Raw genomic sequence first — 25968 nt, 5'->3', positions numbered from 1 at the left:
CATAACATTACAAAGCTATGCTACATAAGGTTTAGAATCAATCATTTTAACTCTTCAGTGTTAAGATGGATAATGAGCGATATAGGCTCCGCAATCGTTTCTTCAGTGAGACTAACGACTCAACTTCAGACAAGATCATACTAAAGAGTGGTTATAGCTATTGGATATAAAGAACTAGGTCTAATTGTCGGTATTTCAGACTCGTACAATTCAAAATTTAACTACATAAGATGAAGTGGGATTCGTACTAGGACTTCAGTATAAGTTTTTAGTGGATAAATTTAGGAGTTGTGCTGGATGAAACAAGATCAAGCTTCTGCTAACATGGGGTAATCCTATTTTAAATGAGTTGAGAATCGTATGAGTACAATTAAAATTACCCCTGAACAGCTACATCACGTATCGACTCAGGTGGAGCAGGCGAGACAACAGTTAGAACAGATACGTGGTGAACTGACAAGGCAGATCATGTTTGTCCGGCTGATGTGGATGGGGGCAACACAAGAGCGGTTTTTCTATGAATTTGAGCGATCAGGTTCTATACTGGATAAGGCGCTAGAGAGTATGGTGAATACCTCTAAGGAGTTAAAGGATATCGCCACACGTTTCGAGGATGCAGATGCTCAGAGTGTTAGTCTGGGTGGTGCAGCTGGAGCTGTTGGCGCAGCGGCTATGATGACTAATTCAAGTGGTACTGGCTCAGGTGATAAAGGCTACCGGATGGCTCATGTTAATTTTTATGGTAGGTGGATGTGGCTGCCTGTCAATGAGAATGGTGTTGCGGATCAGGCCTCTCTACAAGCTTATGAGAAGGATCAAGGACATCTGGATTTTAATAAAATGCAAGCTGTGAATGTCGAACCTCCTGAAGAGGACATATTTGCACTCCAGATTAAGGCATTTGAGCTCGGTATTGATCCATTTTCGGGTAGACCTGTTTCAGAGGATTATGCAAAATGGATGGTTATAAGTCTGAAGGCTGGACAGATTTTTATGGGATTTCAAATGATTCGTGGGAGCATACCTGGCCGCCAGGGGCCTCTCCGTTTGCCATCTTCCCATCCATCCGTAAAGAAGATGAAAGGATATATTGAGGAGGCCGAACAGGCGAAGAGAAAGAGTTCAGACAAGGCAGGGTCGGCTAATGGGGTGACAGGTGATGTTACATTAGGTTTAGGAACTGCACAATCAAGGATAAATATTGCGAACGGAAGAACCAGATTTACTCCATTAAGAGATACAGGTGAACCGGTTTCAGCAGGATTTGATCATACTCTCGAAGGACATTTTAATAGACCATTAGCTAATAGTAGGTCTATTTTCTCAATTGAGCCGGATAAGTTAAAGGAAATACTACAGAGTTCAGACGTTGTCAAATCTACTGTTACAGACATCGGTGGAGGTCAGTTTACTAGAACAGTAAATGTTGGAGAGGTTGTTGGTAATTCAGCCTTGAAATATGGTGGTGGAGATACCACATGGATTAAAATTTTCACAGACAAAGCGGGTAATTTGATTACGACTTATCCAGTACCAGCACCATGAAGCTTGAGATTTAGGAAAGGGTGGTAGAAATGCAAGACTTTGAACAAACATTGGATGCTTTCATTTGGGAAGATTTTAAAAGTTTAATGAACAATCCCTTATTATTTAACAATTATATTGATTATTTTTTAATTTTGGCTGAATGGATAAAAAAGAATAGGCCGGGGTTGGAATACTCAGTATATTGGAATAGACTTAGCCCTATTTTGGAAATTGATATATATGACTATATCTCAAAAGAGCCGGAGATATTGCTTGGTCAAGAATCAAAGAGGATGTTTAATTCAAAGCCAGATACAGTAGATTCTTTTGTCATGAGGTTAAGTGACACACTTTGGGATTTGGTTAAACTTCGTTCAGGAAAAGATTGTCCAAGATGTAAAGATGATGAGTTGAATTATGTTGTCGCTGAAATTTTGGAGACAGCGGAGAAAAAATTAATTTTAGAGTGTGATACGTGCGGCTGCACTTTAAATAGTAATGGAACGGAATGGTCTGATGGAGTGGCTACTATTCATCCAGCAAATAAATCAATTGTAAACAAGTATATAGGTGCTAATTAGGCAAATTCTATACTAACCTTGATTTGCTTCATGCCTTTCAAGGTTTCTTCTTTTGGTGAGGGATGACGAATGAACCCATCATTCAAACATGTAACTCATACAAATAGAAATTATTTCAATTGTAACGCATATCAAAATTTTTAATTTCTATACCCCAAATTATGGTTTTTCAATACGTTGGAAAATAAGATCGAGGAAAATTAGATTAAAAATGAGGAAACTCTTGATGAATGCAGACGATAAAAAAAGTTCTATCCCGTCTGATAAAGTTAAATTGTTTGAAGTTTTAAAGAATCAGACACTCAGCAAGTTGACACGATTTAGCTGGTGGGAAAGTAGTGAAGCAATGGAGCAATGTGAGATAGCACATGAAGACGTCTTCTCTTTAACTGCGGGGCCAGTATTATTATATTTTCAATCAGGGTTAGTAGTAGGAGCAGCGAGTGACCCAGCACAGAATTCTGTTGTTATATGGGTTGAAAGAGATGATACAGGATATGTAACTGAAGAACCTACCGAAAATGATACTGATCTCTATATCATTAGCACTTTGGATAATCAATACAGCAATTCTTACTGGAGTCAAATAGTAGGGCAGAATATAAAGATGATAAACATTATCAAGCGAGACCCACAGAATGCATTGCTTGCTGAATTACAGAATGAAGTTGGTGTCGAGCTGGTTATGGATAATGGAGAAAAATTTATACTGTCCCACGGGCTTCACAACAATTCTGACGACTTCTCAGTGATAACAGAGTCATATATTGACAGAAGACTTTTAGAGAATCTAGAACGGGTCAAATTGATTTAATACATTGTCCAAATTAAACCCTTAAGGGGATTGAAATGAAAGATTATATAGTAACATTGTAATTATTTTTTCAAATAATATTTGATCCATGAAAATCTTAAAGATGGAGCGGAATACTCCATGGAAAATTTTAATCAGGCAGTTAAGCGTATCTCTGCAATAGATTGGAGTTGTATTGGAAACAAACAAGCAAGATCACATGTTCATTTGAGTAAAGAATACTTAAGAAGATCATCAATATTCCTCCAATATTATCCTGGCTCTTGTAGGTACCCTTTTATTATCATTTCAAATTCGATAACTAAGTCACAAGCGAGTGTTGATGATTTACAAACACTAAAGGAGATTGACAATAGTTATGTTAGAGATATTGCAAAAAGTTATTTAGAGTTAAACGCACTCATTGATGAAGGTAATCAAATTGCTATTGATAATAAAGATTTGTTTGAGCCAGCAATAAAGCTATATGAAAGAGGGGGGCATTTCTTTATAAGGTCAGGCTATTTAAATGTAGCTGGTGCTACTGATCTTCTTTCGCTTGCAAATCGAGTTGAAAAGGAGCCACTTGATATAAGCAATGAAACTTTAGATGCACTTGATAATGGAGATATTGATTAATTTTGTGACGGATCTCCATAAAAAAACCATCTGGTGCCGAATGCCTCAGAAAGGAATGATGGAAATGAACTTGGCACGGTATGAATCAATAAATTCATCTATCGTGTTAGACTTTGAGGAGTTTATTCAGGAAGATGGATTAGATGTAGCACAGGTTTCAGCTAAAATTCTTGAAGAAGATTGGCGAATAGTAAACAATAGTTTATTTACGAAAACACTATATTTTGTTTCTATTGCAATAGAGAGTTTGAAATACAAAGAAATTGCTGATTTTATATATTCCAAACTGAATAATTATTTGGAAAATATTGAATTTGAAGAGAATATTGATAAAAGTGACATTGAAATGCTAACGAGAGACATCCAGTTATGTAAAAAATTAATTGAGAGTAGCGGGGGATACAAAATCAGGGAAACTAGTGATTCCGCAAAATCTAGAGTAGAGTATATCTTAGGTTTGAAGGTGGAATGGTAGTATAATTCAAATGATCAAATTATACAATGGGGGAAAGAAGCAATGGCGAATGGAGAAATTGTGGGTAGGGAAATTTGAGGAACATCATCGAATGGTTTTAAATTCACAGGATACATTGATGAAAATGGAAAAGTGACTAATTTCTTTCCTACTATTTCAGAATAATTTCTAGGAAGATGATCTGATGAGTGTCAAATTAACAGAGATGTATTACCGACATCTTGAAGGGAAATATTTTTTAGATGCACTAAAAAACTACTGCAATGGAAATGGGTTTGGTGGTAGTGAGAGTGTTTGGTGTGTTTTTGCTGGTGAGTTAGATGAGTGGGAAGAAGGTTATTTCGGGGATACGGGAGTGTGTTATTTTTTTGACTACCCTGCTGTAGAAGAAAATCAGACAATTGTGTTGGATTACCCAACTTTCTATCAGTATCTAGAGGAAGCAAGCAAGGTATATATAGTACGGAATCCAAGTGTTAAAGAAGAGGTTGAAGCTCGATTAACAGAGATAAAACAAAAGTTTAATATTGCATAATTGGCGAAACCATTGGTCTAATAAAGTCTCAGCCAGTACAGAATGAATAGGGCGGTTAAGTCTAAGAATCACCTATATAAATATTTGTTAATTTCTGTTGTAATCACACATAAAGGCTTTTTAAAAAATAATATGTATACAAACAAAAATCCCCTTGGTCATAACCATGCTACAAACTGGTTTGACGAAGGGGATTTGCAATTCAAACTCAAACCCAATTAAACTTACCGCGCCCCAACATTCGTCCCAGATGGCGTGCCCGAACCAATAAGATCACTGCCATTCGCAAGCTTCAGGAAATCACCCAAGATAGGTGTGCCATCCGCACTACGCGTCACCGAAGGTACGAGGGAGACAAAGTCGGCTGAGCTGGCGAGAAGACCTTTGTCGTTAACACTTTTTTTGTTTTTCCACCAGACATTGGTGCTGCTGACATCGGTTCCGCTTGTTTTGTCGCTTGCGCCGCCTTGGAAGGACAGATTATTGGTGAAGATGTGCGTGCCTTTGTCGAAGGCGAAGTTGCTCTGCCCATTGTTCCATGACGTGTTATTTTTCATCTGGATTGAACCAGGATTGCTGTTATATGTGAAACCATGCTTCTTGTTATTGAAGGCAATGCTATTCTCGACAATGTGGTTCACGGAGATCTTCTCACCGCCCAGTTTGAAGCCGTTGCCATCGCTGTTGGAGGTTGAAGTGCCATCTGCGGTTGCTCCATTCGCGAAAGCGATACTATTACGGATCGTAACCACACCGATGGCGCCAGTATCCGATTTACTATACAGATCCCAACCATCGTCTACGTTATAGGCAGCAATGCAGCCATCGAATACGTTACCCGGGCCAACTGTTAATTTTGCGGCAAAACCATCGGCATCTTCACCATCATCTGGATCGTAGTTATTATGGGAATAGGAACGGATGACTTCGTTATAAGAAGGCCATTCACTTTTGGCTGCAGTGGAAGCATAACGACCAATCTGGATACCTGTATCCCTGTTATGGTGAGCCTCGATTTGTTCTAAACGATTGTAGCTGCCCCCGATGAAAATACCGTTATCTCCCGCACCTTTAACCTCCAGCCCTTTTACGAACCAATAGTCGCCGAACATTTGCAACCCTCGATTCGTGGAGGCAAACGATTGTGCGGAGAAATCAAAAATAGGTTTTTCTGAACCATATGCCACCAGATTTTTACGTTGGGAGGATGTACCGTTGTTACCACGTTCAATGGTAATGGTTTCCGAGAAGCTGTACGTGCCTCCGCGCAGATAGATCGTTTTGCCTGGAGCGATCTGGGTTAGCGCGTTAGCCAGTGAAGTTGGACTGTTGATCGTTCCCGGATTGCTCGCTGAGCCGTTAGGTGACACATATAGATCCCCAGCAGCAAGTGTGATATTGGAATTAGCCACAGCCGAATCAGAAGAAATGGAAGAGCTATTCTCTAGCAGTTCCGCAGCACCAACTGATCCGCCACCTAGCAATAATAGAGGAAATGTGGCACTCAGACAGATATGAGCCATTTTCGATTTCAAGGAACGTTCCGATCGAGCAGATGCATGGGTAGATGTGGAAGGAAATAATTTCATTACGCAGACCTCCTTGGTTAATTGGGATAAATAGATGAGTTGTGAATAATGCGGAATGCCATACAGTTAAAAAGGGATTAAGATAGCAATTCGATGAGTGGATGGCATCCGTGTGGCACAGGTTCATGGTAAATGTTGTAAGCGTTATCATCAATAATCATTTGATCAGATGGAGTTAAATGCAGGCAGGTCAGGCGTGGTTACGTCCCAATGCTCAAGTTTCAAAGGCTACATGTAATCCGGTTATCGGCTAATCGTCTTATTTTAACGGTGAATCGTCCGAAATGAACATAAAATAACCCAGTTTGACTGCTCTTACGGCACAACACTTACTCATGATCCACTCCATTCAACCTCCGCTAAGTGCAACTCAAGACAACAATCCATTCAACCTAAGCACATAAACGATTCTCCTCATCCCAATATACCGAGCGCCAAATAGAGGATAAGCATTGAAAAATAAAAAAAAGCCCAATAGAGGCTGCGAGAGGCAACCATACCATTGGGCATACTTCTAAACAGGTATTCTTCAAAAAAACGTTGCAGATCTGCACATATTCATGCTGAACCAACACAACAAAATACACGTGTGCAAAACAAATGGCTATAGCTCGTGTACTTCCTTGTGCAACCGAACGAGAACATCTATGCAGATTCACCGCTTAAGCTAACTCATGACTTCATTCCAAAGTTCAAGGCAATGAAGCATAACATTTTCATAGCAGCTCATCCAAAAGTAATTCATCCCAAAAGGACATCATCCAAAAGTAAAACAAATCTTAATATCCGTCCGTCTCACGACCGCGTTGCTTCGCTTCCTCCACACTCGGTTCATGCTTGGGTTGTACTGTTGCACTGTCGTCTGTTGTTACAGATGCCAGCCCTTCAGCCACACGTCGCCCGTAATCGTCATCCGCCTGAGTAAAGTGAGAGATCATACGCTCCCGGATATCCGGTTTGCATTTTGCCAACGCGCCGACCATGTTGCTGATCAACTCGTCTCGCTCCCAATCTTCGAAAGCTCTGTAAGTATCACCGGCTTGTCCAAAGTCATTGGTACGCTCAATCTTCTCGTGAACCAGTCTACCTTCCACTAGCGGCTCATGATCTTTACCACGTGGAGTAGCCTCTTTCAGTCCGCCAAGCGAGGAAGGCTCATAGTTTACATGCGGATTTTGACCTGGTGCACGATCCACTTTATATTGCATCTGCCCGCCACTTTGATTGGTCGCAACCCGGTTTTTCGGCGCATTTACAGGTAACTGTAGATAATTTGCACCCACCCGATGACGCTGCGTATCCGAATAGGAGAAGGTACGACCTTGCAGCAGCTTGTCATCCGAGAAATCCAGTCCATCCACCAGAACGCCTGTGCCAAACGCTGCTTGTTCCACTTCATTGAAATAATCTTCTGGATTACGATTCAGCGTCATTTTGCCTACAGGTAAAAAAGGAAATTGATCCTGCGGCCATAGCTTAGTGGGGTCGAGCGGATCGAAGTCCAGCTCGGGATGCTCTCCATCCTCCAATACTTGCACGCACAGCTCCCATTCGGGATAGTCTCCTTGTTCAATGGCATGGTACAGATCCAATGTTGCATGGTTGAAATTCTGACCTTGAATCTCGCTGGCGTCTTTTTGCAGCAGGTTGCGTATACCTTGCTTCAGCGGTTCCCAGTGGTATTTGATAAGCACACCCGTGCCTTCATCATTCACCCACTTGTATGTATTGACACCTGATCCTTGCATTTGCCGGTAATTGGCCGGAATACCCCAGGGGGAGAAGAGAAACGTCACCATATGCGTAGCCTCAGGACTAAGTGACACAAAATCGAAAAAACGTTCCATATCTTGTGCATTGGTCAGTGGATCGGGTTTAAAAGCATGAACCATGTCCGGGAATTTGAGTGGATCCCGAATGAAGAAGATTTTGAGATTGTTACCGACGAGATCCCAGTTTCCATCTTCTGTGTAAAACTTTACAGCAAAGCCGCGCGGATCACGCAGCGTCTCGGGAGAATGCCCGCCGTGGATGACGGTTGAGAAGCGAACGAACACAGGGGTTTCTTTCCCTTTTTCCTGAAATAGGCGTGCACGTGTGTATTTCGATACCGGTTCATTTCCTGCCGTCCCATATGCTTCGAATACACCATGAGCTCCAGCACCGCGGGCATGTACAACCCGTTCCGGGGTACGTTCCCGGTCGAAGTGTGTAATCTTCTCAAGAAAATGATAGTTCTCCAGCGTCGTTGGTCCTCTGCTGCCAACCGTGCGTACATTCTGATTATCTGTGATGGGGTGACCTTGTCGATCTGTTAATGTGTCCGAGGCTTTGTCTGGGGAATGCTCGGATGGTGAAGAATGGTTATTCATGGAGCACCGCCTTTCCTTAAGATGGATTCCTGTATATATTTTCCCTCTTAGCTCGTTCTATGCATCCAACCTGTCAGAAAAAGCTTGTCACTCACCTCACGGTGTGGGATAATTAACTTTTGCCCTATGGACGGTTTTTAGATAAAAATGCACCACCTATATAAGAATGGAGGCTGACCTAGGATTGTCTACACAACGTTATCCTTTTGCGTATGATCCGGCAGAACCTTTTGTATCCCGGCTGGGAGAATGGGTTGCCGATGTTTTCTATGATATTTTGCCTGAGTCCGGTTTCGAGGTGCGGGATGAACAGATTTTTATGGCGTACCAGCTCGAACGGGCCTATGGAGATAAAAAGACAATTATGGCAGAGGCCGGTGTTGGAACAGGGAAGACGTTGGTCTATCTGCTCTATGCGGTCTGTTATGCACGTTATACGGGGAAACCAGCGGTGATTGCTTGTGCCGATGAGTCCTTGATTGAACAACTCGTGAAACCAGGTGGAGATATTGCGAAGCTCGCAGAACACTTGGATCTGCAAGTGGATGCACGTCTAGGTAAATCCCCTGATCAATATGTATGTTTGAACAAATTAAGTGCGGTACGATTCGCGGATGAAGATGCGCAGGTGATCGAAGAAGTGCACGAGAGTCTACCGGACTTTGTGAATTCTCCCGGGACACTTCAAGCATTCCATCCGTATGGGGATCGGAAGCAATATCCACATCTGAATGATCGTCAGTGGAACAAAATCAACTGGGATCCGTTCCAGGATTGTTTTGTATGTCCAAAAAGACAACGTTGCGGCCTGACATTATCTCGTGATCATTACCGTCGTTCCAAAGACATCATTATCTGTTCCCATGATTATTACATGGAGCATGTGTGGACCTATGAAGCGCGCAAGCGTGAAGGACAATTGCCACTGCTACCGGATCATAGCTCGGTAGTATTTGATGAAGGGCATCTGCTGGAAGAAGCGGCTCTGAACGCACTGAGCTACAAATTGAAACATCGCATCTTTGAAGAGTTGGTTACTCGCTTGCTGGAAGGTGAGATTCGTGAATCCCTTGCGGAGCGAGTGGATGAGGCGATTGAGAGCAGTGAGCGATTGTTCAGACTGCTGGATACGTATACGGTGGCGATTCCCGGGTCGGAACGGAAGGAAGTTCGGGTAGAACCGCCATTGCTGCGTGAGATTGAACGACTGACCAATGTGCTGGATGCGATTGGCGAGGAACTGGTATTTGAGAGCGGATTGTTCTCGCTGGATGGTTATCAGATGCGTGTCGTGGAAGAACATCTGGATATGATTCAGACGGCGTTATCTCTATTCCGTAAGGAAGATGGCTACATCTGCTGGGCGGAAGAGAATGAGGATGAGACGACATTGTCCATTATGCCACGTACCGTCAAGGAAATTCTGAATGAGCGTGTGTTTAATACGGGTATCCCGATTGTGTTTTCTTCAGCAACATTATCCGTGGACAATTCATTCCGTTATGTGGCGGACAGTCTGGGTATCGATGATTTTGTGTCATTCTCGGTAGCTTCTCCATATGATTATGCAGATAAAATGCAGATGAAGATTACGGATGAAGCAACATCAGGTCACCCCGAAAATGAAAATCGTTTGCGTGACGCAGTATCCTTGCTCCAAGCAAGCGGGGGACGTGCACTCATTCTATTCCGGACGATGGAAGAGCTGCGAACGTTTAAGCAAGATATCGTTCATGTTCCGGAGGCACAAGGATTGCGGTTCATGTATGAGGGAGACCGGGAGATTAGCGATTTAATCGCAGCATTCCAGCAAGATGAGGAAAGTGTACTTTGTTCGGTTAACCTCTGGGAAGGCTTGGATGTGCCTGGGCCGTCGTTGTCCAACGTGATGATCTGGTCGCTTCCATATCCACCGCAGGATCCTGTGTTCAATGCCAAGCGGAATGCATCCTCTTCCCCTTATGAAGAGATCGATCTTCCGTATATGTTGCTTCGTGTGAAGCAAGGTCTCGGACGTTTGATTCGGACGAGCAGTGACTCTGGTTCGGCGGCGATCCTTGATGAATCACTGTATACCAAAAAGGAAGCCAAAGACCGCATTGCAGCTCTGCTTCCTGAAGGTGTGGAATGGACAACTCTGACCCATTAAATAACGGCTGTTAAATGTGATTAAATGAAGCGTAATTGAGATTAGGTTGTTACACTTACAGATAGGTTTCTTAGCAGTTTCAGTTCTTGTTCTCTGCGGGTTTACAATCCGTGTGAGAGCAAGGACTTTTTTTATTTGTTTCTGGAAGCTTCAATGTTTCTTCTAATCTTTCAGGAAAAGCCAAAGAAGTACCTTGCTTAGCGTCCTCGTTCCTTCAGCTCTGGCTACAAGTCTAACGAATCCACCGCACCTTATTGAGATCATATTGAAGAGATGTGAAATTTAACGAATCTCATTCACGCTATCTTGCTCCCAAATAGCTTTAGAACCTGTAAATCGACTGCATTTCATAAAATAACGACACTGTGATTCGTTAAAAATCAAACCTCCACCAATTGTAGCCAATAACGTGTATCAGGTTCGTTAGACCAGTGAACATAACCAAGGTTACTAGGGGATCAGCTTTAGAGTGGGGAGCGAAAGTACCAACAACATAGGGCTTCTCGGTCACACATATTATGCTCTTTGCCATGACATGACGTAACTAGCCTTTTTGAAGAAAATAGAATTGGTAATCTTTCAGAATTATATGTCATTCTACGTCTTCCACCAATCTGCGTCCACTCTGAAAATTCAGTTATCACCATAAAAAATGCACCCTCTAGACGTTCATTGATTAAACCCTGCTAAAATCAGAGGTTTTCTCAATAACCATTCTTAGGGGTGCATTCCAACACAGTCTGTCTCCTTTCTGTGAAAGTACGTCAATTCGCGTTTTTTTGCTATGTGTACAGATTGTTGATGTGTTAAAAAATACCCATGCTCAAATACCGTTCCCCGGTATCCGGCGCAATGCAGAGCACCCGGTGTCCTTGCCCCAATTCCTTCGCGATGCGAAGGGCAGCCCACACCGAAGCCCCAGATGAAGGGCCAAGCAGTAGCCCTTCACGGGCAGCAAGCTGCCGCATCGTATCCAGTGCGTCCTCATCGGACACTTGGATGATGGCATCCCATATGTCGGTATTGAGAATATCCGGAATGAACCCCGGACTTGTACCGACAAGCTTGTGCGGTCCAGGCTCGCCGCCGGACAGCACGGGTGAACCTTTGGGCTCCACTGCATAGATGCGGATGCCAGGCAATTGTTTACGTAATTCTTCTCCAGTGCCTGTAATTGTACCACCTGTTCCAGCCGTCGCGATGAATGCATCCAACTGCCCGTCCATTTGCTCTATAATCTCAGGAGCGGTGGTGATGCGATGAATATCAGGGTTTGCCTGATTCTCGAATTGTTGTGGAATGAAGCTTCCGGGCAAGCTGGCATGGATCTCTTTCGCTTTGCGAATAGCACCAGGCATCCGCTCGGCAGCTGGAGTAAGCACGACTTCTGCGCCATATGCCTTAAGGATGTTAATACGTTCCTTCGACATATTATCAGGCATGATCAGAATGGCTTTGTAGCCTTTGGCTGCCGCATTCATTGCAAGGCCAATCCCCGTATTGCCGCTGGTTGGTTCAATGATGGTTGCTCCAGGAAGCAACAGCCCGGCTTGTTCAGCCTGGTAAATCAGGTTGTAGGCCGCACGATCTTTAACACTTCCACTTGGATTAAAATACTCCAGTTTAACGTACACCTCGGCAGAATCGCTGCCCGTGAGCCGGCTCAGCTTGACAGCAGGGGTGTTACCGATGAGCTCGGTGACATCGGCGGCAATTCCTGTATATTGTTTTGATGGTTGTATAGAGTTTGAATCCATAAGTACAACTCCTTGATTGATAACGTTAGGATATGTCGAGAAATAAATGTCATTCCACTAGTTAAGTCTGTCCGCCAATAAGCTGCTGGGTTTGTTGTTTTGTACACAAACGATTTGAATTCATGTCTTATTGGAATGGTTGGATATGTTCTATTTCCATCTTAATGAAAGCAACCTTGAGAGGTCAACCTATTTGGTTAAACTAGTTAAGTCGAGCTGAAGCCTCAGGAGGGGGAGAAGCGTATAAGCGGTACGTGTAAAGGGAAAAGAAGAACAGGTGGGCAGATCCCCTGTTATTAAAATGTCCAGAGAATCTACCCTCTGTATGTATTCATCAAGATTGCGTTAGATCCGTTTGTAGATGGCGACTAAGCTCTTTTTTCACTTCATTGCGTGCAAATGTCCATAACATATAGAACCGTTGCCAGTATCCTCTACATAGGTACACAGTTTCGATCCCCTCAGCTTGCCTTTTTTCCTCCAGCACTTTCACTCCGCGTGTTCTCATCTGTTGACGAAGGTGCAGCATTTCTTGAAGTACATTATTCTGAATGTTCGTTAACGAGAGGATGTATACCTCGGGCATCTTCAGCAGTAACGTATCTAGTGTGTGAATATCCCGTTCAAGTACATCAAGAAGCAATGTGCGAACAACGAGACCTTTAATTAGGCGGTGGTCCTCATCCGCAGGGGATGGGGCGGAAGGAGAGGATGACATAAGTTCACTTCCTTATCCTATAATTGGAATTTTTTTATTTACAGAACGTATGTTCTTATATTATAATCAATATATGCAATATAGATACGTATTACAACAGAGAATTATTGGAAGCAGGCAGACACGATGGATAGCTGTTGAGATCTGACTAAATGTGCAAGAGTCCATTAGAAGGTGATTCGGAGATGAGAGAAGGGACAGGCTCACTCCAAAATAAGGTATAATTTTGGCGTGCAGAAGGAAACATAAGGGCATGAGTAACTGAGCCTGATGATGTTTAACGAAGTAAGTTTTTTTAAATTGATGGAGTAGATTATAAAGTGAAATCAGTAATATATGAAATGATATTGCGATATAGAAATGACAATAGGAACATTAGAAACAAATCAATACTTCGAAATAAACAAGGATGATGCGGAGGAATCCCAGATAAGGTGAGATTTTGTTAAGCTTCTGAAGTCGTAGGTAGTAAGCAATAAAAAAGCTCTGCCTTGGGCGGCAGAGCCTGTGAAATACTGCCGATTCAGCGGCAGTCAAATGATATGTTCGGACTTGAATACAATGCTACAAGCGAGAGTTTAAGCAAGATATTGTGGTTTCTCGTAAAGAGCTTCTTTTTCCAAAATGACCTTATAAGGTCGTTCTTTACCCTTCAGAGAAGGACCAATTGTAATGAGTGGCACGGCCGGTTTGTGGAAACGTTCCTCTTCCTTAGGTTCCGGAACCGGTCGTGATGATTCAGGCGCAGAACTGAGGCGTACCTTTTTCTCGCTGCCCCAGCGCTTGCTTATTTTTTTCATTTCCGGTCTCATTCCGGGTCGCCTCCTAACAAATCGTTGATGGCGTTGAACAGTTGACGGTTTTGAAGGTCAATCTGCTGGAATACCGCCTCATCCGCTTCAATATGGCCAATGATATGCACCGTAATGACATACCTCTTGGCTACAGGATAGCATAGCAGATATTCTTTCTCAAGGTAATCGTCGTATAGATTGATTTTGATTTTATTTTCGCGGTAAGAATCAATGACTAGTATTCGTTTTGGATCATCAGGTTGTTTGTCATCATTAGCAGATAAGTCATATTTTCTTCCCGGTTCCCCAACATTACCACATAATTGCTCTATATAACCACGGTCATCTGTACGGTAGATGGCTGTACCTCTAACAGCGAATGGAGATTGAGATACAAAGGCAGTTCGCAATGCGTCGCTCATTCGCTCCAGCATCTTGTCATCTGCTCTGCGGGTGCGCAGCAATTCCCTAAAGAATCGCAGCAGCTTGAGCAGCTGCACCCGAGCCTCTCCTTCGGTTAGTTTGTGTTTCTCAATAATTCGCTCCATCTCAGGATCGCTCCAGCGTCCCTGTTCTTCAATGCTGTCCGCAATTTTGGAACAAGCGACCGAGACGGCGGGAGCCCATTTTCCATCTGATCGAATTTCATATACCAATGGATTTAACCCCAGTAGATCTGTAGGCATACGTAATCCTTCGACTTTTGCAGCGTCCTTGATATCTGTAATATCCTCAGGAAGAATGAAAAAAATACGTTTTCGTCCCAGACGTCCCATAAACAAACCCATTTCCAGCATTGTATTATCACGAACCGAGGCGTAGTACTTTCCGCGGATTTTGGATATATCATCTGGATGGAAGATAAAAATGGCAAAATCGGTTGTACGTACTTCTGCTTCCAAATCATCCATTGTATAACTGCTTGGATTAAAAACCCCAGAGTACCAAGGGGTAACCTCGGCCGAGAAACGCAAGTTTTCGTGTACTGCTGCTGCAATCGGCTTCGCTTCCAGCGAGCAGCCAATAAACACTCTTGGCTTTAACGTTTTCATCAATCCGCCTCGCTTAAACGGTAGTGGGATTCAATTGTTATATTATACCATAAAAAGCAGAGTAAGTCTGGAAAACGTCTGCACCTTTTGCCAAATCATTAAAAATACATTTGCTACAGTGTATGTATGACGAGTGATTGATTCCTTTACTTTTCTCGAAAAGATAAAAAAAAGCCCCAAATTGTCACAGATGGGTGACTGGATAGTTATATTTGAGGCCATCGGTCATAGAATGAAGGAGCAGGTTGCACGATTAGTAAGATAACCTAGTACTGGTGTGGCTGTTTGACGGTTAATCAAGGACAGAGCCTGCTTTATGCACGTTTTTGCTGGGTCGGTTGTTTAGACCCACTCCCGTCGGTGTTATATAATAGAAGAACGAGCAAGTTAGCTTTGGTGTTTAGACTGGAGAATGCAATACACGTTAAACGGAGAAGGCAGAAAAAATCTGGAGAAACGCAGTGCTCGCGTTTATCACCAAGATTTCTCCCTTTAGAGAAGGGATCAAAGAAATCTGGGGGATAACAGCGATCGGAAGATTGTTCTGCCAGCGTAGTTTTTCGTGTATGGGTACTATTCGGTTTAACCAGGCACAGCTAACCAACAAAAGATAGAAAGGATCAGGATACCATGAGTTCCCGAAGGACAATCTCCCCAAGGACGATCTGGAAACGTTACGATCTCTCATACACATAGCGCCCCTTGTAGAGTAAACCAACCGTAGAAAAAAAACGGCTGACTCTGCGAAAGAGGGGATTGGAAATGAAGATTCGAAGGACATATACGATGATTTCTTCCAGGCTTGCCTTTTGCAGGGTACGGTCGGTCTAAAAAACCAACCTACAAACTGCGAGGGAACCTGTATGAAGAGAACATCGTTAACAATGCAACAAGTGAAGACAGAAGCGGGCAAGCTCGCGATTATGCTGCTCGGTACATTTATTTTGGCGTTTGCCTACTATCACATTAATTTTCAGAATCATTTATCGGAGGGCGGATTTGTCGGTCTGGCCCTGTTAGGGAAATACGCAACAGGTTTATCTCCGGCAATTGGCATGCTGCTGCTGGACATTCCTGTCATGATTCTAGCCTGGTACCTTAAGGGTTGGAGATTCATGATTCAGGCGCTACTTGGTGTAGGTGCATTCTCCCTATTCTATGATGGCTTTGAACGATATTCTACACTAGTGATGTCGTTTAATGGGAACCTGTGGATTCCTGCAGTTCTATCCGGTGTGTTGACAGGGGTAGGGGCAGGGATTGTGCTTCGATTTGGCGGAGCGACAGGTGGAGACGATATTCTGGCGGTACTGGTTAGCCGCTGGAAGGGATGGAAACTGGGAACAGTTTTCTTCGTCAGTGATGCATTTGTATTAGGATTGTCGCTTTTCTTTCTTCCGGTAAAAGAAACTTTATATACGATTCTGGCCGTATGGATTGCGAGTAAAGTCATTACGTACGTCGTGAGTATCCCAGCACGCGGAACGGTTGTTACAACTTCTGCTGTTAAATTGCCGATCCCATCGGTAGCGACCAAGGCTGTGAACGTTGCTTCGCAGCGCACTTCGGTAGCAAGAGGGGTAACACATTAACCATACGTTTCAGAACCATAGATGGATGAACGGTACAACAAGATATTTGAATGAACAAAATCCCATTTGCCTGCAAAATCAGAGGCAAATGGGATTTTGTTTTTAAGAACATGTTAGGATTTAATCGATGAAGCTATCTGTCCATCCTGATTATGGATAATGGCTCGAATGTTCTGTTTATGGCTGAGTGCTTTGGCTGCGTCCACGGCCTCTGCTTTTGTATCGAATGTGGACTGATAGGACGATTTTCCTTCCTCCTTAATAGCCCAGCCAGAATCTGTAGGCACAACATGAATGTTATCATGACTCTTCGAAGAGGCTACAGGTTCAGAATGACGACGCTCCGCAGAGTATGAATGGCGATTGTCAGATTTTTTAGGGGAGGAGGAGTCGGGATTAGAATGTGGGGATTCAGGATGATTCTCGCCCCACTCTTCAGCTTTAGCTGTAGCGATAGGAATAGCTCGTCCTTCCTCATAACCATCCTCCAGTAGAGCATTAGCGATCTCAATGGCCTTATGTCGGATACGTGGCTCTAGATTTTTCATTGAGACAGGATAATCATGTTTGTTCCAAGGCATATGAATTCCCTCCTGTGCAATATTGGATTAGTTGTATATTACCCTCTCCAGGAAGGGATAAACGAAAGGATTTTGTTTGAAGAAAAAGGGACTAAGCTGATCTGCATAGAGGAGGCTCCTATACTTTTGAGGGAACGAGGGGTATAATGCTGTTCAGGTATTAATGGACTAATGAGTGGAAATAAAGGAGATTTACATATGTTCAGTCTAAGCTTAGCCATTCCAATGGTATTTACCATGTTAATTCATGCAGCGGATAGTTTATCCTATGCTCTGCGTCTTGGTGGACTTCGTACTCGTAGAATTGCATTAGCAATATCGTTATCTGGGATTTTATTGTTAGTATCACGCACGTCCAATATGGCTCAAGGGCCGATGGTCGGAAATCTGGTAGATACAGCTTCCAATGGGGGAACAACGAATTTTGCAACACAGCTTCATTGGTTAATGGGGGCGGCAACGATTGGAACAGCACTCGCTATTCTTTGTTTTCCAACGATGGTGAAGCTGTCTTCCCGAATGGTCGTACACTTCGAAGCAGCAGGCTCTATTCCAACGATGGTTCGCGGCATGCTGAAGCGTAGCAAGATGAAGAATGCGATGTATTATATTACTCCACCGTCCTGGGTGATGGCGAAGCGATTAGTCCAACACGGCATGCCTAGACGTCTGATGATGTTGAACATTGCCGTGACGGCAATCTATACAACGGGTGTACTTTCAAGTTTGTATGCGGCATACCTGTATCCTAGTCAGGCCATTGCTGCTTCCCAATCCACAGGATTAATCAATGGTATTGCAACCATTTTGCTCACCATCCTGATTGATCCACGCATTTCTCTTCTTAGTGACAAGTCATTACGCGGCGAGATTCGGTTGGATCGCATGAACCAAATCTATGGCTGTATGCTCGTATCCCGTTTGTTCGGTACGTTGCTTGCACAACTGCTGTTGATACCTTTTGCATATTGGATCGGCTGGATCGTAGGTTTAATACACTAATCTCCCCTGATTTTGAGGGGTACAACGTATTTGAGGCGCCGATATGTATAGTTCTGAATCAATCCAAAAAGTTTTATGGCTATAGCCATAATAAAAAGCAACGGCATACTCGCCGTTGCTTTTCTGTGTATCATTCATATTTCATTTCAGTGCGTGCGTCCTACATTTAACGTGCTTCGTTAAAAAGTACGGCATACTCGCCGTAGCCTTCCTTCTGAAGATCTTCTTTGGGTACAAAACGCAGGGCAGCCGAGTTAATGCAATACCGCATACCTCCAGCTTCCGCAGGGCCGTCGTTGAACAGGTGACCCAGATGGGAATCGCCTTCCCGACTTCTCACCTCAGTACGAATCATGAAATGACTAAGATCGGTTTTTTCCTTCACATTGTAGTCGCGCAGAGGGCGTGTGAAGCTTGGCCAGCCGCAACCGGAATCGTATTTGTCTGTAGAACTGAAGAGTGGCTCCCCAGAAACGATATCGACATAAATGCCGTCTCCATGGTGATCCCAGAATTCGTTATGGAAAGCAGGCTCTGTTGCATTGTTCTGCGTAACCTCGAATTGCAGAGAGGTCAGGCGCTCTTTGAGGCTATTTTTGTCCACATTAGTCGACCAGTTATGCTCGATAAAGTCTTGACGACCAGAACCTTTGCTATACCGCTTGTAGTGGGCAGGGTTCTTCCGATGGTAATTTTGGTGATGCTCCTCAGCCTCATAGAACGTTTTTGCTGGCAAAATAGGAGTAAAGATCGGTTTATCGAACCGTCCGCTCTGTTCTAATGCTGCTTTAGATGCTTCCGCAATCTCACGCTGTTCCTCTGTGTGATAGAAGATCGCGGTTTGGTAAGATGATCCACGGTCATGAAATTGTCCGCCTGCATCCGTAGGATCAATCTGCTGCCAGAATAGTTCAACAAGTTTTTCGTAAGGGAAAATCGATGGGTCAAACGTAATTTGAACCGCCTCTACGTGCCCAGTTGTTTCGGAGCATACTTCTTCATAAGTTGGGTTCTCGGTATGTCCACCTGTATAGCCTGATACAATTCCATGAATACCAGGCAATTCCTCAAAGGGGGATACCATACACCAGAAGCACCCACCTGCAAAAGTTGCTTTTTCACTTGTGTGTTGTTCCATACTATAGTCACTCCATTTCTGATGAAGATCTAGGCTCGTGGTCGAATTGTCGTGCCTTCGGTTTGCACATTCGTCCAAAGATAAAGGCCACGTCGTTTCGATCACTACTCCAGCAATCTATCGTTTTATTGAAACTTATTACACAAGAATTTTGTTTACTCCTCTATTATATCCTGAATTGGCAAGCCAACCAAGTCGGAGAGAGAGCAAGATTCTTATGATCCTAACCTAATCCTTAGTCGATCCTCATCTAACAGGCACTCAGACCTTTTTTCGAGAACGAAAACGAAACACGAGTAAAATAACCGTCATGAACAATAAATAAACCCCAAGAACGAGAAGACTCAACCAGATGGACTCGCTTGCTTGGGCTCCGGCGTATGCAAATACAAAAATAGCGGGCATTTTGCCAATTGCCGTAGCAATCATGAACGTCCAGAAGGGAGTATAGGTGATGCCTGCATAAATATTGACAGCTGTCTGAGGAACGATGGGAAGCAATCGAAGAGTCATAACGCCCATAAAAGGATGTGCTTCCATCCAAGAAGTGAATCGGTTAAGTCCTCGTATACGATCTAAGTAGGATCTAGCCTGAGCTCTAAATACATATCGAGCACCTGCATATACTAGCAATGCTGCGAGTGTTGTTCCTGACCAGCTTACCCAGGCAGCCATGGTGGTACCATAACTGTAACCCAGAGCAGCAATTACAAACTTATATGGAATAACAGGGACAAGGGCAAATAACATCGCAATGACAATAAGCATAGGGATGGATTGATGGGAATCCGTCCATTCCAACAGTTCATATCTGTACATAAACATGACTCCGGCAAGCAAAACATATAACAGGAGCCAAAACCATTTTCGCAAAATCTTAGTGCTCCTTTCAGCATCAGAACATCCTGAGCTAGTTTAAGTGCGTGTTCAAAAAGGGGGTGTTCAGTACCGAGAAGATGGGATGAAGATAGAAATGGAGTAGCGGAGCGTAGGCAAAACTACGTGAGCAACTACATTGTTTCTGAAGGAAACAAGCTTCGTAAGCATCCACTTATTTCGGCTGAATCCCATATTCGATGCTGAGATGCCGCTCGCGCATCCTTCGTAATCAAAAGCGGACTTTTTGAACAACCTCTTTAATTAAAAGTAACTTGCCTGAACCATATTGATTAATTGTACCATGTTCGTTCATTGAGCGGTTAGTTGGAAGCTGACCCCGATACCTGCTCAGGAACCTTACTGGCATGTTGCCCTCTGAAGGGTTAAACTATAGGACGTGGAAATAAAGAACTCTCGTTGAAGGTGGAATGCTTATCATGGACACAACTAAGCGAACCCGTGTTGGAATCATTGGTCTCGGGGGAATTGCAAGTAAAGTATATTTACCGTTATTAAGCACGCATTCGAAGGTGGAGATTGCAGGTGTAATGAATCGTTCCATAGAGCGAGTGGAGAACGTGCAACAAGCCTATAGATTAAGTAATGGGACAACGGATATCAAGGAATTGTTATCCTGGGAATTGGATGCCGTATTTGTACATACAGCAACGGAAGCGCATTTTGAAATAGTGATGCAATGTTTGGAACAGGGACTTGCCGTCTATGTGGATAAACCGCTGTCGTATAAGCTCCGTGAATCTGAAGAGATGACCGCTTTTGCAGAAGCACAAGGTTTGCTGCTAGGTGTAGGCTTTAACCGCAGATTCGCTCCCATGTATCAGAAAGCAAAAGAATGGATGCGTGCAGGTGGAGGCTATGATTCCTTAACCGTGACGAAGCATCGGACAGGCATTCAGGATCGTCCCTCGGCGGAAACCATTTATGATGATCTTATTCATATTCTTGATTTGTTATATTGGTATTCAGATGGAGATGTGGAGTTGCTCCAACATTGGATTCGCAAAACCGATACAGACAGGCTACTGCATGCGTCCGGCGCGGTGAAGCTTGGAAGAACAGCCTACGGAAGATATGATATGGTGCGCGAGGCTGGCGCAGATCTAGAGAAGATTGAGCTGCATGGCAGAGGGAGATCTGTGGAAGTCGTTAACATGGAAATTGCCAGATATGCAGAACGTGGTGGACTTGAACAGCAAGAGGTGTTTGGTAGCTGGGATGGTATTTTGGCACGAAGAGGTTTTGCTGGGGCGGTAGATCATTTCCTCGCTTCCATGGAAACACCTGACGATTGTCTAATCAGTGCAAGTCATGTCATGGAGAGTCATGAGCTCGCTGAACAATTGATTCGTAAGTAATCTGGTATAGCGTACACATTAGGAGGAGTAACGTATGGACGAGTATGATAAGGAACGAAACAAGCAGATTGAGGAAGCTGTCATTGAAAGTTATAAACAGGAAGAAGAAATGATGATTCTGGTTTTTGCCCAGTGGTGTGTCAATCAAGGGTTGAACCCGGAAGAGATGTACCGGCAAGCCTACCCAGATCAGCAGAGCAACGAGCGTTTACAGCAGGTGCTAAAACTGGTTGTATCCAAGGAGGAAGCCGGTGATATTCCGGATGATACCGTGCTAGGTGTTCTATCGATGTTTGGCAACGATGATCTGGCTATGGTCGTATCAGAGGCTATTGCTTCAAGAAAGTAAGTTGAGACTTCTTGAACGTGCAGTGTACGTAAACTCAGCACCTTGATTGTTACATCTGCTCCCGATGGATAATGCGGAACTCTTTAGGTGACATGCCAAAACGGGAGCGGAATACACGGTGGAAATACGTATAATTGTTAAAACCGGAGGACTCGGACACATGTTCCAGGGTCATCGGACTGAAGATAATCCGTTCCCTGGCCATGTTCAGCCGCACATCCAGCGTATATTGCATAATGCTTTTGCCAAATGCCTCTTTAAAGAGATGAACACACCGCGAAACACTGATCCCCACAGAAGAAGCAACATCTTCAAGCTTAAACAACGAGGACGCATTCTCCTCAATATAACTTTTAATCTCATAAGCTACATAATTCGTATTCGTAATGGTCGGATGTTCAGATAATAGCCGATCGCTCTCGAGGCATAGGATACGCATATAATAACTTGCGATCTCGGGATAAGGGTTGGAAATTCGGCGTTGCTCTAAGACGAGCTGGCGAAACAGCGTAAGCAGGCTCTCCGAAAGTTCCACTTTAATTCGGTTTGGTCGTTTGTGTCGTTTCCACCATTCATCTACCCAAGAGCCATTGAAGAAGACATGATAATCTCCACTCTCGACGAGACGTTCTCCCATGGGATTAAGCTCATTGTCTATTTTCAATTCATAAGGTTCGTCCGGGCTAAAAACAAGCAGATCGCCCGCATCAACTAGTGACATGGCACCATCTACACGAGCCCTGCAACGTCCATCCGTCTGAAGCCTCATCAAGTAGTTCTTGACCCCATCGGGCTGTACCATAGCGTATGGTTTACGGTGAAATGAGAAGCCTGCCGTGAGAACCTGGCAGGAATGATCGGTCGGCATAGGCATACTCCTTGCAAATCAAAAATTATGATCAGATAGTTCATGTTTCGATCATATTATTCATTTTAATTGAAGCCAAAAAGGAATACCATAGTGTTAGATTTAAGATATAGTAATTACAATTTAATAAAAACAGCTTCTCACGATACGTAAGGAGATGAACGTCAACGTGGACAAAATGAAAGCAGGCATCATAGGGTGCGGCAATATTAGCGCCATTTATCTGGAGAATCTGAAGAACAGTCCCGTCATTGAGGTTGTAGCCGTCGCGGATCTGATCCTTGAACGTGCACAAGAGCGGGCAGATGAATTTAATATCGCAAACGTTTACAATGTAGATGAGTTGCTGCAAAATAAGGAAATTGAGCTTGTCATCAACTTGACTGTTCCTGGAAGTCATGCAATGACGGACATAGCTGCTCTTGAGGCAGGTAAGCATGTGTATGCTGAGAAACCGCTGGCTATTTCTATAGAAGATGGTCGCAAAGTCATTGAACTGGCTGAAGAAAAAGGACTCTATGTTGGCTCGGCACCGGATACATTCCTCGGCTCAGGTATCCAGACGGCTCGTCAAGCGATCGAAGATGGCCTGATTGGTAAGCCAATCGCAGCTACTTCCTTCTTCATGGGTGGTGGACCAGAAGCATGGCATCCGAATCCAGAATTCTTCTATATGGATGGAGGCGGACCTATGTTTGACATGGGACCATATTACCTCACAGCCTTAGTTACATTGCTTGGATCTATTCGTAGAATTAGTTCTTCGGCAGGGATTCAGATTGTAGATCGTACGATTGGTTCTGGTCCTAAGGAAGGTACGGCGTTGCAAGTACAAACACCAACGCATCTTGCGGGAACCATTGATTTTAATGACGGTGCCATTGCAACGATGATTACAAGCTTCGATATTCGAGGCGCTTCAGATCTGCCACGCATTGAAATTTACGGTACAGAAGGCACGCTCAGTGTACCTGACCCGAACTATTTTAATGGAGAAGTGAAGCTTCGCAAATACGGTCAGGATACCTGGGAGACGGTTACACCGAAATTTGAAAGTGGTCAAAATGAGCGTGGCATAGGTGTGAACGAGATGGTTGAATCCATTCGTGCTGGACGTGAGAGCAAAGCAAGTGGCAAACTGGCGTACCATGTACTTGAAGCTATGCATGCATTCCAGCGCTCGTCTCTTGAGGGCAAACACATTTTGCTTGAAAGCAACTATGAATACAATGCTGCAACGAAGACAGATCACAATCAGACGGAGACTGTACCATCCACTAATTGATTTCAGATGAGGTGAAGCAGGAAATGTTGAAGATCGGATTACAGTTATACACCGTGCGGGATGAACTGGAACGCGATTTTAAAGGAACGCTTGCTAAGATTGCGGAACTCGGCTACCAAGGTGTGGAATTCCATAATTTCTATGGACATAGCGCAGAGGAAGTCAGAGCTATCGTAAATGAACTCGGACTGGAAATTGTAGGTACACATGTGCAATATAACAGCTTGAAAGAAGATCTGGATTCGGTTATCGCTTATCACAAAGCACTGGGAAATCGGAATCTAATCGTTCCTTATTTGTCAGAGGAACAACGGCAGTGGGAGGACGTATTCGCTTCGCTGAATGCAATCGGTGAGAAGGTCTCGGCAGAGAATCTGGTGCTGTTCTATCACAATCATGATTTTGAATTTACAGCGCAAGTCGGTGGTCGTCCGGCATTGTACGCGATGTACGAGACCGTTCCTGCTTCTCAACTACAGGTAGAGCTGGACACATGTTGGGCGCATGCTGCTGGCTATCCACCAACGGAAGTGATCGCGAAGTATGCAGGACGTCTGCCGCTGGTGCATTGGAAGGATATGAGTCGCACCGAAGGTCGCGTGTTAACCGTTGAATTTGGCCAGGGGGAAGTAGACTTGGAAGCGGTTGCTGTATCGTCAGACCAAGCTGGAGCTGAATGGCTGGTAGTGGAACAGGATGAATGTCAGAATCCATCATTACTAAGCATTGAGAACAGCATGAACTGGATTCGCCAATATGCTGCTAACGGAGGACCTATCCATGTCTAAAGTACTTAACATAGCTATTGTTGGTTGTGGTGGCATTGCCAAAGGAAAACATATGCCGAGTCTGTCCAAACAATCTCAGGGTCGAATGGTCGCTTTCTGTGACATTGTGAAAGAACGAGCGGAAGAGGCGGCAGCTGAATTTGGAGCAGAGGGCGCCAAAGTGTACACGGATTATCATGAACTACTGAAGGATGAAAGTATCGATGTGGTTCATGTGTGTACGCCGAACGATTCGCACTCCGTCATCACTGTAGCCGCTCTGGAAGCTGGTAAACATGTCATGTGTGAGAAACCGATGGCGAAGACGTCTGAACAGGCCAAAGCGATGCTCGAGGCGGCACAACGTACCGGGAAGAAGTTATCGATTGCGTACCAGAACCGCTTCCGCAGCGATAGTCAGTATTTGAAGCAGATGTGTGAGGATGGCGAGTTAGGGGAGATTTACTTTGGTAAGGCAATTGCCCTTCGCAGACGGGCTGTTCCAACCTGGGGTGTGTTTTTGGATGAAGAGAAACAGGGTGGCGGTCCGTTAATCGATATTGGTACTCACGCCCTGGATCTGACATTATGGCTAATGGACAATTACAAACCGAAGAGTGTTATGGGTTCTACCTTCCACAAGCTTGGTCAGCGTGAAAATGCGGCAAATGCTTTTGGGCCGTGGGATCCAGAACAATTTAAGGTGGAGGATTCGGCATTCGGTTTTATCACCATGCAGAATGGAGCTACGATCATCATCGAGTCAAGTTGGGCATTGAATGTTGCCGAGTTTGGTGAAGCCAAATCATTGCTATGTGGTACCGAAGGCGGTGCTGATATGCAGGATGGTTTGCGAATCAATGGTGAGAAGCGAAGCCGGTTGTTCGAAACGAAGGTTGATCTGGATGCAGGTGGAGTAGCCTTCTACAGCGGCAGTGCTGAAAATGAAGCAGATCGCGAAGCTAGAATGTGGCTTGAAGCGATTATTGAAGACAAAGAACCTGTCGTTAAACCAGAGCAAGCTCTCGTTGTAACTCAGATTCTTGAGGCGATCTATGAATCGGCTCAAACAGGAAAAGCCGTTTATTTTGAATCCTAAAGGGATAGAAATGATCTTCATTTTCCACAATAAACGATACAAGTAAATGAT

24 protein-coding genes are annotated in these 25968 nt (G+C 44.0%); 14 read left to right on the top strand and 10 right to left on the bottom strand.

Annotation, left to right across the window (positions count from 1 at the left end):
* Window positions 1-360 precede the first annotated feature (360 nt).
* The 6 genes from MH215_RS28995 (at window position 361) to cdiI (ending at window position 4550) form a co-directional block, all read left to right on the top strand.
* Window positions 361-1545 (top strand): WXG100 family type VII secretion target, encoded by a 1185-nt coding sequence (locus MH215_RS28995; RefSeq protein ID WP_275445941.1) that lies wholly within the window; start codon window positions 361-363, stop codon window positions 1543-1545.
* A 29-nt stretch (window positions 1546-1574) separates the two neighbouring features.
* Window positions 1575-2108 (top strand): hypothetical protein, encoded by a 534-nt coding sequence (locus MH215_RS01975; protein WP_239287367.1) that lies wholly within the window; start codon window positions 1575-1577, stop codon window positions 2106-2108.
* Between the two features lie 226 nt (window positions 2109-2334).
* Window positions 2335-2922 (top strand): hypothetical protein, encoded by a 588-nt coding sequence (locus tag MH215_RS01970; RefSeq protein WP_239287365.1) that lies wholly within the window; start codon window positions 2335-2337, stop codon window positions 2920-2922.
* Between the two features lie 120 nt (window positions 2923-3042).
* Window positions 3043-3540, top strand: coding sequence for a hypothetical protein (locus MH215_RS01965; protein WP_239287363.1), 498 nt, complete (start codon window positions 3043-3045; stop codon window positions 3538-3540).
* A complete protein-coding gene (locus MH215_RS01960) occupies window positions 3524-4015 on the top strand; it encodes a hypothetical protein (protein WP_239287361.1) in 492 nt (163 codons plus the stop codon). The genes MH215_RS01965 and MH215_RS01960 overlap by 17 nt, the downstream gene beginning before the upstream one ends.
* 184 nt (window positions 4016-4199) lie before the next feature.
* On the top strand, window positions 4200-4550 hold the full coding sequence (gene cdiI, locus MH215_RS01955) for a ribonuclease toxin immunity protein CdiI (RefSeq protein WP_239287359.1): 351 nt from the start codon (window positions 4200-4202) through the stop codon (window positions 4548-4550).
* Between the two features lie 224 nt (window positions 4551-4774).
* Here the strand turns inward: cdiI and MH215_RS01950 are convergent, their stop codons facing one another.
* Window positions 4775-6139 carry a right-handed parallel beta-helix repeat-containing protein gene (locus tag MH215_RS01950; protein WP_239287357.1) on the bottom strand — a complete coding sequence of 455 codons (1365 nt, stop codon included), beginning with the start codon at window positions 6137-6139 and terminating at the stop codon, window positions 4775-4777.
* A 779-nt stretch (window positions 6140-6918) separates the two neighbouring features.
* Complete coding sequence (locus MH215_RS01945; protein ID WP_239287355.1) at window positions 6919-8511, bottom strand: catalase; 1593 nt, start codon at window positions 8509-8511, stop codon at window positions 6919-6921.
* Between the two features lie 184 nt (window positions 8512-8695).
* On the opposite strand from MH215_RS01945, the gene MH215_RS01940 reads away from it, so the two are divergent.
* Window positions 8696-10660, top strand: coding sequence for an ATP-dependent DNA helicase (locus MH215_RS01940; RefSeq protein WP_239287353.1), 1965 nt, complete (start codon window positions 8696-8698; stop codon window positions 10658-10660).
* 806 nt (window positions 10661-11466) lie between these two features.
* Here MH215_RS01940 and cysK read toward each other — a convergent pair.
* The 4 genes from cysK to MH215_RS01920 form a co-directional block, all read right to left on the bottom strand.
* Window positions 11467-12417 (bottom strand): cysteine synthase A, encoded by a 951-nt coding sequence (gene cysK / locus MH215_RS01935; protein ID WP_239287351.1) that lies wholly within the window; start codon window positions 12415-12417, stop codon window positions 11467-11469.
* Window positions 12418-12751: 334 nt separating this feature from the next.
* On the bottom strand, window positions 12752-13135 hold the full coding sequence (locus MH215_RS01930) for a YhjD family protein (RefSeq protein ID WP_239287349.1): 384 nt from the start codon (window positions 13133-13135) through the stop codon (window positions 12752-12754).
* Window positions 13136-13713: 578 nt separating this feature from the next.
* Entirely contained in the window at window positions 13714-13947 is a 234-nt protein-coding gene (locus MH215_RS01925; RefSeq protein WP_056696440.1) for a hypothetical protein, read from the bottom strand.
* Entirely contained in the window at window positions 13944-14981 is a 1038-nt protein-coding gene (locus tag MH215_RS01920) for a nucleotide-binding protein (protein ID WP_056696443.1), read from the bottom strand. The genes MH215_RS01925 and MH215_RS01920 overlap by 4 nt, the downstream gene beginning before the upstream one ends.
* Window positions 14982-15844: 863 nt before the next feature.
* On the opposite strand from MH215_RS01920, the gene MH215_RS01915 reads away from it, so the two are divergent.
* Window positions 15845-16573 (top strand): YitT family protein, encoded by a 729-nt coding sequence (locus MH215_RS01915; RefSeq protein WP_056696445.1) that lies wholly within the window; start codon window positions 15845-15847, stop codon window positions 16571-16573.
* A gap of 113 nt (window positions 16574-16686) precedes the next feature.
* On the opposite strand, the gene MH215_RS01910 is transcribed toward MH215_RS01915, so the two are convergent.
* Entirely contained in the window at window positions 16687-17154 is a 468-nt protein-coding gene (locus MH215_RS01910; RefSeq protein WP_239287347.1) for a DUF2188 domain-containing protein, read from the bottom strand.
* A gap of 198 nt (window positions 17155-17352) precedes the next feature.
* On the opposite strand from MH215_RS01910, the gene MH215_RS01905 reads away from it, so the two are divergent.
* Window positions 17353-18156 (top strand): lipid II flippase Amj family protein, encoded by an 804-nt coding sequence (locus tag MH215_RS01905; protein WP_056696449.1) that lies wholly within the window; start codon window positions 17353-17355, stop codon window positions 18154-18156.
* 166 nt (window positions 18157-18322) lie between these two features.
* On the opposite strand, the gene msrA is transcribed toward MH215_RS01905, so the two are convergent.
* Window positions 18323-19294, bottom strand: coding sequence for a peptide-methionine (S)-S-oxide reductase MsrA (gene msrA, locus MH215_RS01900; RefSeq protein WP_239287345.1), 972 nt, complete (start codon window positions 19292-19294; stop codon window positions 18323-18325).
* A gap of 261 nt (window positions 19295-19555) precedes the next feature.
* The gene (locus tag MH215_RS01895; protein ID WP_239287343.1) at window positions 19556-20167 is read right to left on the bottom strand and encodes a TVP38/TMEM64 family protein; all 612 of its coding nucleotides are present in this window, start codon (window positions 20165-20167) and stop codon (window positions 19556-19558) included.
* A gap of 443 nt (window positions 20168-20610) precedes the next feature.
* Between MH215_RS01895 and MH215_RS01890 the strand changes: the two genes are divergently transcribed.
* Both MH215_RS01890 and MH215_RS01885 read left to right on the top strand, forming a co-directional pair.
* Window positions 20611-21549 (top strand): Gfo/Idh/MocA family protein, encoded by a 939-nt coding sequence (locus MH215_RS01890; protein ID WP_239287341.1) that lies wholly within the window; start codon window positions 20611-20613, stop codon window positions 21547-21549.
* Between the two features lie 34 nt (window positions 21550-21583).
* Window positions 21584-21898 (top strand): hypothetical protein, encoded by a 315-nt coding sequence (locus MH215_RS01885; protein ID WP_239287339.1) that lies wholly within the window; start codon window positions 21584-21586, stop codon window positions 21896-21898.
* Window positions 21899-21947: 49 nt separating this feature from the next.
* On the opposite strand, the gene MH215_RS01880 is transcribed toward MH215_RS01885, so the two are convergent.
* On the bottom strand, window positions 21948-22766 hold the full coding sequence (locus tag MH215_RS01880) for an AraC family transcriptional regulator (RefSeq protein ID WP_056696458.1): 819 nt from the start codon (window positions 22764-22766) through the stop codon (window positions 21948-21950).
* Window positions 22767-22935: 169 nt separating this feature from the next.
* On the opposite strand from MH215_RS01880, the gene MH215_RS01875 reads away from it, so the two are divergent.
* The 3 genes from MH215_RS01875 to MH215_RS01865 are packed head-to-tail and all read left to right on the top strand — an operon-like array spanning window position 22936 to window position 25917.
* The gene (locus tag MH215_RS01875; protein WP_239287337.1) at window positions 22936-24051 is read left to right on the top strand and encodes a Gfo/Idh/MocA family protein; all 1116 of its coding nucleotides are present in this window, start codon (window positions 22936-22938) and stop codon (window positions 24049-24051) included.
* A gap of 23 nt (window positions 24052-24074) precedes the next feature.
* Complete coding sequence (locus MH215_RS01870) at window positions 24075-24839, top strand: sugar phosphate isomerase/epimerase family protein (RefSeq protein WP_239287335.1); 765 nt, start codon at window positions 24075-24077, stop codon at window positions 24837-24839.
* Entirely contained in the window at window positions 24832-25917 is a 1086-nt protein-coding gene (locus MH215_RS01865; RefSeq protein ID WP_239287333.1) for a Gfo/Idh/MocA family protein, read from the top strand. Before MH215_RS01870 ends, MH215_RS01865 begins: the two co-directional genes overlap by 8 nt.
* Window positions 25918-25968 lie beyond the last annotated feature (51 nt).

Origin of the sequence: Paenibacillus sp. ACRSA (assembly GCF_022346845.1) — a bacterium.
Lineage (GTDB): Bacteria > Bacillota > Bacilli > Paenibacillales > Paenibacillaceae > Paenibacillus.
This window is presented reverse-complemented; position numbering and strand designations above follow the sequence as displayed.